This window comes from Bacillus sp. FSL R7-0685 (assembly GCF_038002425.1).
In the GTDB taxonomy this organism is placed as follows: Bacteria; Bacillota; Bacilli; order Bacillales; family Bacillaceae; genus Bacillus; species Bacillus subtilis.
In genome coordinates, this window is record NZ_JBBOCN010000001.1 from 2,709,593 (window position 1) to 2,721,730 (window position 12,138).

Sequence of the window (12,138 nt, forward strand, 5' to 3'; positions counted from 1 at the left end):
TGAACTCCCGATTATCTAGTTTTCCCTTTGAAAAGATGGATGTGCTCCAGTGCTTTCCCTGTTCCGATCGCTACACAATCAAGCGGATCTTCGGCGATAAGGACCGGCATTTTTGTTTCTTCGCTGATGACTTTGTCCAAATTGCGCAAAAGCGCTCCGCCGCCGGTTAACACTATACCTCTGTCCATGATATCTGCTGCAAGCTCAGGCGGTGTTTTTTCGAGTGTGCTCTTCACTGCTTCGACAATTGTAGATACAGTGTCGCGTAGAGCATTAGAAATCTCTTTTCCTGTAATTTCAATTGTTTTCGGCAGACCTGTCAGCAAATCGCGTCCGCGGATTTCCATGTTGTCGGATTCTTCAGGAGCTTCTGCAGATCCGATTTCCATTTTAATCGCTTCAGCCGTACGGTCACCGATCATCAGATTGTACGTTTTTCTGATGTAGTTGATAATCGCGTCATCCATCTCATCACCGGCTACACGGATTGACTGAGACGTTACGATGCCTCCGAGGGAAATAATCGCAACTTCTGTCGTACCGCCCCCGATATCAACAACCATGCTTCCAGTCGGTTCCCAAACTGGCAGATTGGCCCCAATTGCTGCGGCAAAAGGCTCTTCAATCGGATACGCATCACGCGCTCCTGCCTGTCTTGTCGCATCGATAACAGCGCGTTCTTCAACAGCTGTAATGCCTGATGGGACACATACCATTACATATGGTTTTCTGGCAAACATGCCTTTATTTTTTATGGCTTGATTGATGTAATATTTCATCATCGTCGCCGTTGTTTCATAATCAGCGATAACGCCGTCTTTCATCGGGCGAAGAGCCACCACGTTGCCCGGTGTCCGTCCAATCATATTTTTCGCATCATTTCCGACAGCGACAATCGATTTCGTATCCGTCTGCAAAGCGACAACTGACGGCTCTCTCACAACAATTCCTTTTCCTTTTACAAAAACAAGCGTATTCGCAGTTCCAAGATCTATACCAAGGTCTCTAGCACCAATTCCAAACATATGTATGTATCTTCCTTTCTTAAAGCAAAAATACCCTAAAGGGAAAAACTCATAAACTCTATTATAGCTTAATTCGACGAAAAAAAAAGTGTTACAAATATCCTTTTTCCTTTAAACTCACAAATTTTTTATCCCCGATCACCAAATGGTCAAGCAGCTCGATGCCAATCAGGTTTCCGCATTCAAACAGCCGTCTTGTCACTTCAATATCTTCCCTGCTCGGCGTCGGATCTCCAGAAGGATGATTATGAACACAAATAAAGGAAGCGGCAGATCGTTTAAACGCTTCTTTAAACACCTCTCGCGGGTGGACAATAGATGAATTCAGGCTTCCGATAAATACGGTGCGTTTATGGATGACTTGATTTTTTGTATTTAAGTATAAACAGACAAAATGCTCCTGGGTTAAAAAGCGCATATCCTCCATGACAAGATTAGCGCCGTCTTCCGGGGAGCGAATAACGAAATGTTCTTCGTTGGCTAATTTATGAATCCGGCTTCCAAGCTCAACTGCTGCCAGTATTTGAATCGCTTTTACCATACCGATTCCCGGGATGCTTGACAGCTCTTCAACCGATGCTTCCTTGAGCAGACGCAGCCCGTCAAATGAGCGCAGCAGCCGGTTTGACAGGTCCAAAACAGATTCGTGTTTAGTCCCTGTCCGCAATAATATAGCCAAAAGTTCATGATTCGCTAAGTTCTCGGCTCCGACTTTCAGGAGCCGTTCTCTTGGCTTTTCTTTCATTGGGAAATCTTTGAGTTTTAATGGCAGATCTTGTATGACCAAGCACTCCTTTTCTTTCCCTTCCCGTTTATAGAACCGTCATGCCCTTATATCAAAATGGCGAAGAGCTCTCATTGTTTTTGATATAGGAAGACCCATGACTGAATAATAATCTCCGTCTATTTTCTTTACAAAAAGCGCGCCTCTTCCTTGGATGCCGTATGCACCTGCTTTATCCATCGGCTCTTTTGTTTCAATATACGTCCAAATCTCTTCTTCACTGAGGGACCAAAACGCAACTTCTGTCTTATCATAAAAAGTCTCGCTGTGATTTTCAGCTTGAATGCTGACCGCGGTTATTACTGAGTGACTTCGGCCTGAAAGCCTCCGCAGCATAGAAGCAGCTTCTTCTTGATCCTGCGGTTTGCCAAGGCATTCGCCGTCAAGGCATACCATTGTATCAGCACCGATAACGATTGCATGCGGGTGGAGATCAGCTACAGCCTTAGCTTTTTGTTTTGCCAACCATTGGACGTTTTCTTCTGGTGAAAAGTTTCGATTTAATTTTTCTTCTACTTCACTGACAATAATGGAGTAGGGCAGCTGGAGAAGATCGAGGAGTTCTTTCCTGCGCGGAGATTGTGATGCAAGTATTAGCGGTTTTGTCATGTTCGTCATCCTTTCAGGGTTTGCTTAAGAAAAAAAGATACTCGTTTATCCTACCAAATCACGAGGCTTGTCACAATTTCAGAAAAATAACTTTTTCATGACAAAATAAAAAAAGCCTGTCACTAAAGGACGAAGGCTCACGCACTTTCTCTTATTTAACGACGGCTAACAGCTCCTGCTGAGCCTTCCACCCGGCTTCAGCACTTGGATCCTCTAATTCCTTTAAAGCCTGCAAAATCGCTTTTTTCTCTCCTGTTTCTGACGCTTTTGTTTCACCAAGAGACTTTTCTATTTTCTCTACACTCGCTTTTGTAATGTCTTCGCCGAGAATCGCCTTTGCTGCAAGCTCCGCTGTTTCCTTAAAAGAATCTGTCATATCTGACTCTATTGATAAGGAAAGCTCCTTGCCTCCCCAGGCTTCAAAATCACTGTCGATTAAAACCTGTCCTAACTGCTGTGAGACATCCTTATCACTGGCTAAGCCCGCGATGACATACGTATACCCGTCATCCTTTGACAGTGACACGGCGGAATATCCTTTTTCGGTCAATTGTTCTGTTAACGTTTCGGCACCCTTTTCATTTGAAAATTTTCCGGCTTGTACAGCGTATGTTTTATATGTACCTTCAGTTTGCGCCGCTTGTTTTTCTGTGCCTGAAGTTTGTTTATCAGTTGAAGTATCCCCTGCTTTTGCCGTTTGGCTGCCTAGAGAATCCTCTAAAGAGGCCGGTGCTGACGCTTCTTTATTCCCCGATATGTTTAACGCGAATAGCCCTAATCCAGTGCCAATGACAGCCGCGAAGGCAATCGTCGCAGCCACTCTTTTTACTGGTTTGGCAGTCCCGGTCTTTCCTTTTGCATAAGACTTTGTTTTTTTCTTTTGAAAAGGAGGAACAACTTTTGGGTCCTCTTTAAACACCTTGTCTTCCTCTGAATCCCAATTGAATTCATCTTCATCAGGATGTTCCTGGGATGCCGCAACCTCTTGTTCTGCCTGTCTTTTTTCCTCCCAATTTGAAAATGTCATGCTTTTATCCGCCTCTGTCTCAGGCGTCTCTTGTTCGTAAACCGTCTCTTCTTTTCCATTAATCGTCACCTTGAGGGCTTTTTCTGCGGCTTTACTGTTTTTTTTATTCTTTCTTTTTTTCAATTCCGCTTCCTCCCTTCATTTGCTTGACCGTTCTTGTCGGCTTTTCATGCTACACACTTTAGCACAGGCAAAGAAAAAAAGAACAAGACTTTTGTCGCCTTGTCCAAAAAACGTTCGTCAAATTTTTCAGCAGTCAGCCCAATGCCATTTTGATATAAAAAGAAATGATAGAGTCACCGTATAAATAGGCTAAAATGCTCCCTGCGGCTATAGCGGGGGCAAAGGGAAGCGGCTGCCTTTTAGCGAGTCTACCAGTCAGAACGGCTGCCGCTCCATATAATGCACCTATCAAAACAGAAAAGAAAAAGGCAGCTGCCAGCATTTTCACACCAAGCACAAAGCCAATCACCGCAAATAATTTAATATCTCCTCCCCCTACTCCCCCATGGGTGATTGCGGCAATTACAGCCAGAAATAGAAATCCGGCTGCCGCACCTAACAGGCCTGCATACCAGGAATCAAGCGGAGAAATCAATCTCGCGGCCGCCAAAAAGGGAAGAAAGAAAATCAATATACGATTTGGAATCAGCATAAAATGAATATCTGTCACTGCAACAATAATGAGAAGAGAGATAAACACCAGAGCGGGAAACAGTTCCAGCGACGTGCCAAAGCGTATTCCTGCGGCGGCAAATAAACACGCTGTCACAAGCTCTGCTGCGGGATACATAAAAGAAATCCTATGCCCGCAGCTTTTACATTTACCTTTTTGAAATAGGAATGACAGGATGGGAATTAATTCTGCAGGAGTTAATGTCCGCCGGCAAAACGGGCATGATGAACGGGGCGCAATTATAGATAGATGTAAGGGGATACGGCACCCGGCCGTATAGTAAAAAGAACCAAGGATAAGTCCGAAGATAAAAAGAATGGATAACATAGACAACACACCTTTACTCATTGAGTTCTGGTATGGATTGTAGCAAAATGGACATCCTGAGCTCCAATTGGGAATATTCAATTTTACACATAAAAAAACGGCAGAATCTTTTTTTTGATTCTGCCGGAGCCGGATGCTTTTATTTCAACCTTTTTCGAATGTCAGAAATAAAGTAAAGAGATCCGGTAATCAGCACAATTTCATTTGAGCCCTTTTTGCTTTCTATGAATTTGATCACATCGTCTGGATCTTCACTCCAGCTTTTATTGCTGATTTCACTTGCATCATAGAGATCTTTTGCAAGAGAAGCACGCGGGAAATCAAAAGAAGCAAAATGCATCGCATGAGCAATGGTTTCCAGTCTTTTAATCATGTTCTGATACGGTTTGTCCTTTAACGCGCTAAACACCACAGAAATGCGTGAATTGGCGAAACGCTGCTTCATCGTTTCTGCCAGCTTTTCAACACCTTCTTCGTTATGCGCACCGTCTAAATATACCGGAGGATGCTCCTGAACAAGCTCTAACCGTCCCGGCCAAGCAGCCTTCACAAGCCCGCTCCTTAACGCTTCGTCACTGATATGGGCGATATTCTCCTTATTGAGCCACTCCGCAGCCAAAATGGACAAAGCAGCATTTTGTCTTTGATGGGTGCCAATCAGAGATGTCCGAATATCTTCATAGCATTTCTCTTCCGTTTTGAATGAAAACTGTTCTCCTGCAGGCAGAGCCTCTTCATTGAAAATAACACATGCATCATGCAATGACTGGAACGGCGCAGCATGCCGTTCGGCTTCATGGCGGATGACCTGTAAAGCTTCCGGCTGGGTAACTGCTGTAACGATTGGAATACCTTCTTTAATAATACCGGCCTTTTCTCCTGCAATTTCTTCAATGGTGTTTCCCAAAATGTTCATATGATCGTGTCCGATGCTTGTAATCACAGTTAAGAGCGGTTCAACCACATTAGTAGAATCGAATCTACCGCCCAGACCTGTTTCAAAAATAACAAAATCGACCTTATGAAACTCTGCAAAATATAAAAACGCACAAGCCGTCATAATTTCAAATTCTGTCGGCTGTCCGTATTCCGTTTGATCAAGGGCTTCAACGTGCGGTTTCATTTGATTGACGAGTGCTGTCCATTCCTCATCTGAAATCGGTATCCCGTTTACGCTGATCCGTTCATTAAACGTAATAATATAAGGCGATGTAAATGTTCCAACCGTATATCCGGCTTCCTGCAGCATAGAACGGATAAAAGCGACAGTTGATCCTTTACCGTTTGTTCCTGCGACGTGGAACGCTCGGATTTTTTTTTCAGGATGTCCTAACCGCGCCATCAGCTGTTTCATTCGGCCAAGTCCGGGCTTCACCCCGAATTTTAGCCTCCCGTGAATCCAGCTGCGCGCATCTTGATATGCAGTAAACAATGATAATCCCCTCTTTTATAAGACAAGGCGGTTTCTCTAGAAACCGCCCCGGCTTTTCATTAACCCTTCAGCTCAGCCATTCGTTTTTGAACAGCGTCACGCTTCGCCACATAATCTTTTTCTTTTTCACGTTCTTCATCAATTACGTGTGCAGGCGCTTTTTTCATAAATCCTTCATTTCCAAGTTTCTTTTGGACACGCTCAACTTCTTTTGTCAGTTTATCAAATTCTTTTTGCAGACGGGCAATTTCTTCATCAATATTGATTAAGCCTTCAAGCGGAAGAATAACCTCTGCTCCTGAGACAACGGCCGTCATCGCCTTATCAACAGTCTCAATATCGGTGCCGATTTTAAGCACACTCGGATTCGTAAAGCGTTCAACATATGAACGGTTCGCTTCGAGGCGGGCTGCTATTTCGTCTGTGCTTGTTTTAATGTACAGTTCAACCTGCTTGCTCATTGGCGTATTGACTTCACTGCGGATATTGCGCACAGAACGGATCAGCTCAACAAGAAGCTTCATGTCAGCTGCCGCTTCAGTATCGGTATGCTCCGGCACTACTACAGGCCATTGACTTACTGTAATCGATTCCCCTTGGTGAGGAAGGTGCTGCCAAATTTCCTCCGTTAAGAATGGCATAAACGGATGGAGCAGACGCATCGTTTGATCAAGTACGTAAGCAAGGATGGAACGGGTAGTTTTCTTAGCCGCTTCGTCTTCTCCATAAAGCGGAAGCTTCGCCATTTCAATATACCAATCACAGAAATCATCCCAAATAAAGTTATATAAATGGCGTCCTACTTCACCAAATTCATATCGGTCAGCAAGCTGGGTCACGTGCTCGATCGTTTCATTTAATCGCGTTAAAATCCACTTGTCAGCGACTGACTTTTCGCCTGACAGATCAAGCTCATCGTACGTCATGCCATCCATATTCATTAATGCAAAACGGGAGGCGTTCCAAATTTTATTGGCAAAATTCCAGGTCGATTCCACTTTTTCATAGCTGAAGCGCAGATCCTGGCCAGGAGAGCTTCCAGTCGCAAGGAAATAACGCAGAGAATCGGCTCCGTACTTGTCAATCACATCCATCGGGTCGACACCGTTGCCAAGAGATTTACTCATTTTCCGGCCTTGCTCGTCACGGATTAAGCCGTGGATTAAAACATCTTTGAACGGGCGCTCGCCTGTAAATTCAATGCCTTGGAAAATCATGCGTGATACCCAGAAGAAAATGATATCGTACCCTGTCACGAGAACATCTGTCGGATAGTAGCGTTTAAAGTCTTCAGCCGTTACATCAGGCCAGCCCATTGTGGAGAAAGGCCATAGCGCAGAACTGAACCATGTATCCAGTACGTCTGTATCCTGTTCCCAATTTTCGCTGTCTTCCGGCGCTTCAAGCCCGACATATAGCTCGCCTGTTTCTTTATGATACCAGGCAGGAATACGATGGCCCCACCACAATTGACGGGAGATACACCAGTCGCGGATATTTTCCATCCAGTGTAAATACGTTTTTTCGAAACGGTCAGGCACAAAGTTGACCTTTTCTTCTTTCTTTTGCAGCTCAATCGCTGCATCAGCAAGCGGCTGCATGCGCACAAACCATTGTGTAGAAAGATAAGGCTCCACAACAGCTCCGCTTCGTTCACTATGGCCGACAGAGTGCATATGATCCTCGATCTTGAAGAGAACTCCCGCCTCCTGTAAATCTTTCACGAGCTTTTTGCGGCATTCAAAACGATCCATACCTTGATATTGGAGCGCATTTTCATTCATCGTGCCATCTTCATTCATGACAAGGATGCGTTCTAAATTGTGGCGGTTGCCAAGCTCGAAGTCGTTCGGATCATGAGCAGGTGTAATTTTCACGGCACCTGAACCAAATTCCATATCAACATAGTCATCACCGACAATCGGAATTTCACGATTTACAATCGGCAGAATCACCGTTTTTCCGATAAGGTGTTTATAGCGCTCGTCTTCAGGGTGAACGGCAACAGCTGTATCACCGAGCATTGTTTCAGGACGTGTCGTCGCAATTTCAATTGAACCTGAACCGTCAGCAAGCGGATAGCTCATATGATAGAATGCGCCTTGAACATCCTTGTAAATCACCTCAATGTCGGATAGGGCTGTTTTTGTCGCTGGGTCCCAGTTAATAATATATTCGCCTCTGTAGATCAGGCCTTTTTCATAAAGCTTAACGAATACTTCCCTTACCGCTTTGCTCAAGCCTTCATCCAGCGTAAAACGTTCACGGGAATAATCTAGGCCAAGACCTAATTTCGCCCACTGGCTGCGAATAAAGTCAGCATATTCTTCCTTCCACTTCCACGTTTCTTCGAGGAATTTTTCACGGCCTAAATCGTAGCGGGATTTGCCTTCTTCACGAAGTTTCGCCTCTACTTTAGCCTGTGTCGCGATGCCGGCGTGGTCCATGCCAGGAAGCCACAGCACATCATAGCCCTGCATGCGTTTCATTCTTGTTACAATGTCTTGCAGCGTTGTGTCCCATGCGTGGCCAAGGTGAAGTCTTCCTGTTACGTTTGGCGGCGGGATGACAACAGAGTATGGCTCTTTTGTCTGGTCACTGCCCGCTTCAAAAAATTTGCCTTTTAGCCAAAAATCATATCGGTCTTTTTCAACCGCTGCCGGATCATATTTCGTCGGCATTGTTTGTTCATTCGTTTCCATCATAACCCTCCAGCATGTTTAAAAATGGCTGAGAACGAAAAAAGAGCTCTTCATCCCTGTAAAAGGACGAAAAGCTCTTTCGCGGTACCACCTTTTTTCATGAACTCTATCAGTTCATGCACTTATAACGGATAACGGGTGTTTCCCGAATTTCTCTACTCTTCTTTCAAGAAATTATGCTCCCGGGCGACCTTCCAATCAGACAACATAAGAAGCCTTTCAGCAAACGGCTTCTCTCTCTGCATGCGCCTTTTTTGTACTCTTCCCGTTCTAAGCAGGTGTATTTATCAGCTCATTGTATACATTATTTATGTTCTTTATTATAGTAAAAGTGTTTTTGATTCGTCAATCATCTTTTCCAAAAACACCGCTTTCTATACAGATGGGCAGGCACCTATTGCCCAAGTTTACATATGATGCTTGTAAATGCGTAGAGGAGGATGCACCGTGAAGAAACGTTTCAGCTCTTATTCGCTGCCGCCATGGGTAAGGCAAATTCGGCTTGTATCCGCACAAGTGATTATTCCCATTACGATTTTTCAAGGAATCAGAACCATTTTCTTTCCGACAACCTTTGATGTTTTGCTGCTCGCAATCCTAATCTTTTTAGCTTGCGCCCTTCATTTAGAATGGATATAAACAAACAAGTCCGCGCCATTAAGACGTGGACTCGTTTTCAGCCTGAAATTTTTTCTCTTGTTCAATCTGATGGATTTTCATCACAAACGGCTCTATATTTTTCATTTGCCAATAAGCCTTTAATAATTGTGTACATTCCTCTTTTTCATGCTGTCTTTTCCCAGTTTGATAACCGTTCAGCACCTTGTACATGGCTGCCGGATATGCCATATAGCTGAGAAAAAGGCTGACTTCCGCTTCACGCAAAGGGAATGATTTCGTATATCCATAAAACCATTCGACGCATTCCGGACAAGCTTTCGGAAAGCCTCTGAACATTTTTGTATAAAAGCCGAGCAGGTCGTTTTGCGGCGGACCGACAGATGCTCTTTCGAAGTTTGTAAAATATCCGGTCCCGGCATCATTATACAGAAAATGGTGTATAGACAGGCTGCCGTGGTTCATTACAACCCTTGAAACGTCCTTTTCCTTTGCAGACTCATACCAGTCCTCCAACCGTTCCAGCGCAAAATTCACCGCGGAAATGGTTTCTGAAAAATAGGTTATGGCCTGGAGTTCAAAAGGAGAAAGGTACCACTCCTTCTCCGCTCTATCCACAAACTGCTCATAGAAAATTTTATCTTGTTCCCACTTTTTTTTCGTTTGCCCGTAATAACGTTCAATCTCATCACGTCTAACCTTTAGTTCCTGCGCGGTTCTCTCGTGAAGACGGGCTGTTTCTCTAAATAAATAAGCATGTTTCTGATCCCGTTCTTCCTCTTGGTCAAATTGGAGCCAAGGCATTAAATAGTAGGTATCTCCGTATTGTATGCCTGCTGAGAAAAACTCACCGCTATTTGTTCTGTAAACGGGAACGAATGAACGAAAGCCTTTTTCCTCAATCGCCACCATATGATCTGTAAAATGCTTGCCGCGACCTTCTTTCAATTTTTTCAGGGCAAATATGCCGTAGTCTGTATACACTTTCCAAACAAGAGGACTGACAGGCTCAATAAATCGAGCAGTCAGTCCGTATTCCTGAAGAACCGATTGGGTATCTTCCATTTCATTCACCACATTTTCCGATCACTTACGGTTTACGCATGGCTATTTTTATATTGAGGAATATAGAGAATCTGTCCTGCTTTTAATTCATCATCCAAGGCTAAAGAATTCATCCTGATCAGCTGCTGGGATGTAATTTCATACCGTTCGCATAAACGCTCGATCGTATCTTCCTGCTGCACAATACAAATTTTCATTCTCGAAAACTCATCCGCTTCTTTTGTAAAGAGTTTTGTTAAATAAAGAGAATTATCACTTTCCTTTGTTTGAGGTTCCTTCGTTTCAGCAGCAGGAGCAACCCTAGGAACAGCATCCGTTTCCTTCCTTTCAGTCTCAGAAGATTCAGGCAGCTGGAAGGATTGAAAAGGTGTTTCTTCCTTAGGCTCTTCAGCTGATGGTGTTTTTCTCACTTCAATTTCGAAGCTCTCTTCCTCTTGTTCTTCCTCCTCCAGCAGCTTAGGCGCTGAATAAAAAGAATCCTCCTCTTCTTGTTCAGGCAGGAAGGTACGGTATGCCGGTTCAGGCAATTCTTCTTGAGATGCCTCCTCCGAGCTTGTTTTTTGATTGAAATGGAAATGTAAATCGGCATTGTCATTCTCCATATATACAGCTGAAGCTGTTTCTCTGCTATCTTCTATGGAGAGAGCGGCCTCTGATACACTCTCCAAAGCTTCATCCGGTTCCGCCTCTTCTTGGCAAAGCGCAGGATCAGCCTGATCCGATTGAGCTGCTTCTTCATTTTGAGCCTCTTGGCGCAGCGCATATTCATGATTAGGAGACACTGTTGTTTCCGCTTTTTCCTCTGCAATCACAGTCTCTGAATGAAGCTCAGCTTCCAAAGCAGGCGATTCTTCTGCTCCAACGTGTTCACGAAGCTCAGTCTCCGCTGGAGAGTCTGCTTCTTCACGAACATCCGCTATTGCAGCTGCCGGCTCTGCCGTTTCTTTTTTTGCTTTAACGATCTCTTGAATCTCTATTTCTGAAGGATCAGGTTCTGGCTCAGATTCTTCTGTTTCCGATTCAGCACGAACCTCCTTTTCCGGCACAGCAAGCTCTTCTGACTCTTCTTCCTCTTTCACATCTTCTCTGGCCTCTGGTTCTGAAGCAACCGATTCAGGCGGCTCAGATTCTGCTTTTTCTGTCTCCAGTTCTTCACGGAGCCCCGCTTTCGAGATAAAAAGTTCTGGCGGTTCGGCTGGCGGTTCATGCTGAAGAACTGCTTCCTCTGCCGATGATGCACCCGGTTCTTCTACTACACTATGTGCCGGCGGCTCTGAAAGCTCTTCCTCCCTGAATGCCGCAGGAGCTTCATATAAAGGTATCTCCGGCTCTTTGTCTTGCGTATCATCCAAAAGCCCTTCAATCGCTAAATCAGCTTGAATTGTTAAAATGCGCGAATCCGTCAATTGATAGTCAAATGCGTCAATAAAGACGAAGACATCCTGTAAATGGCTCACTTTATTTTTCGGAATGGTAATATCCACAGGAAAACAGTGAGTCAGTTCCGCACTTCCATCCTCTCTCTTTCTGACTTGTTCAACAAACCGCTTATCTGTATAAATCTCTTCGGTATGTTTGTTTTGATCTATGTTGTACTCACCTGTAAGTTCAAGCGATCCTATGATTGATACATAATCATTTACTTCCTGAACCCTAATATCAGGATCTAATGAAATAGAAAGCAGTTCAGAAACTTCCTGTCCTTTTTGGAAACAGATCGATTCTTCTACAGAAAATTGCAATCGATGATTTTGCGGCAAGTTCATATCCTCCTTTCATCTAATCCTTAAAATTAGATGTCACTAAAGGTGTATGTATGAACTGGAGAAAATATGAGTGGGAGAGCACGAAAAAACCGGCACAAGGAGTCCTT

The 12,138-nt window shown here is 44.2% G+C and carries 10 protein-coding genes and 1 other annotated feature; of the genes, 1 reads left to right on the forward strand and 9 read right to left on the reverse strand.

Translation table 11 applies throughout. From position 1 onward, the window contains the following. Positions 1-11: 11 nt before the first annotated feature. The 7 genes from mreB to valS all read right to left on the reverse strand — a co-directional run bounded on the left by mreB (position 12) and on the right by valS (position 8,582). Positions 12-1,025, reverse strand: coding sequence for a cell shape-determining protein MreB (gene mreB / locus MKY50_RS14250; protein WP_003229650.1), 1,014 nt, complete (start codon positions 1,023-1,025; stop codon positions 12-14). A 91-nt stretch (positions 1,026-1,116) separates the two neighbouring features. Beyond that, positions 1,117-1,812 carry a RadC family protein gene (gene radC / locus MKY50_RS14255; protein ID WP_021480240.1) on the reverse strand — a complete coding sequence of 232 codons (696 nt, stop codon included), beginning with the start codon at positions 1,810-1,812 and terminating at the stop codon, positions 1,117-1,119. Positions 1,813-1,848: 36 nt separating this feature from the next. Further along, complete coding sequence (locus MKY50_RS14260) at positions 1,849-2,418, reverse strand: Maf family nucleotide pyrophosphatase (protein WP_004398496.1); 570 nt, start codon at positions 2,416-2,418, stop codon at positions 1,849-1,851. 151 nt (positions 2,419-2,569) lie between these two features. Then, a complete protein-coding gene (spoIIB, locus tag MKY50_RS14265; protein ID WP_341116858.1) occupies positions 2,570-3,568 on the reverse strand; it encodes a stage II sporulation protein SpoIIB in 999 nt (332 codons plus the stop codon). A gap of 133 nt (positions 3,569-3,701) precedes the next feature. After that, entirely contained in the window at positions 3,702-4,448 is a 747-nt protein-coding gene (locus tag MKY50_RS14270) for a prepilin peptidase (RefSeq protein ID WP_247470622.1), read from the reverse strand. Positions 4,449-4,587: 139 nt separating this feature from the next. Next, on the reverse strand, positions 4,588-5,880 hold the full coding sequence (locus MKY50_RS14275) for a bifunctional folylpolyglutamate synthase/dihydrofolate synthase (RefSeq protein WP_163189548.1): 1,293 nt from the start codon (positions 5,878-5,880) through the stop codon (positions 4,588-4,590). 59 nt (positions 5,881-5,939) lie between these two features. Further along, positions 5,940-8,582, reverse strand: a complete 2,643-nt coding sequence (valS, locus tag MKY50_RS14280; RefSeq protein ID WP_341116859.1) for a valine--tRNA ligase — start codon at positions 8,580-8,582, stop codon at positions 5,940-5,942. A 59-nt stretch (positions 8,583-8,641) separates the two neighbouring features. Next, positions 8,642-8,864 (reverse strand) — a binding site (T-box leader). Positions 8,865-9,029: 165 nt separating this feature from the next. On the opposite strand from valS, the gene MKY50_RS14285 reads away from it, so the two are divergent. Beyond that, on the forward strand, positions 9,030-9,221 hold the full coding sequence (locus MKY50_RS14285; RefSeq protein WP_003222590.1) for a hypothetical protein: 192 nt from the start codon (positions 9,030-9,032) through the stop codon (positions 9,219-9,221). A gap of 18 nt (positions 9,222-9,239) precedes the next feature. Here MKY50_RS14285 and cotN read toward each other — a convergent pair whose 3' ends face one another. Both cotN and spoVID read right to left on the reverse strand, forming a co-directional pair. Continuing rightward, the gene (gene cotN, locus MKY50_RS14290) at positions 9,240-10,265 is read right to left on the reverse strand and encodes a spore coat protein CotN (protein WP_021480244.1); all 1,026 of its coding nucleotides are present in this window, start codon (positions 10,263-10,265) and stop codon (positions 9,240-9,242) included. 32 nt (positions 10,266-10,297) lie between these two features. Beyond that, positions 10,298-12,025, reverse strand: coding sequence for a spore coat morphogenetic protein SpoVID (spoVID, locus tag MKY50_RS14295; protein WP_341116861.1), 1,728 nt, complete (start codon positions 12,023-12,025; stop codon positions 10,298-10,300). Between the last annotated feature and the right edge of the window lie 113 nt (positions 12,026-12,138).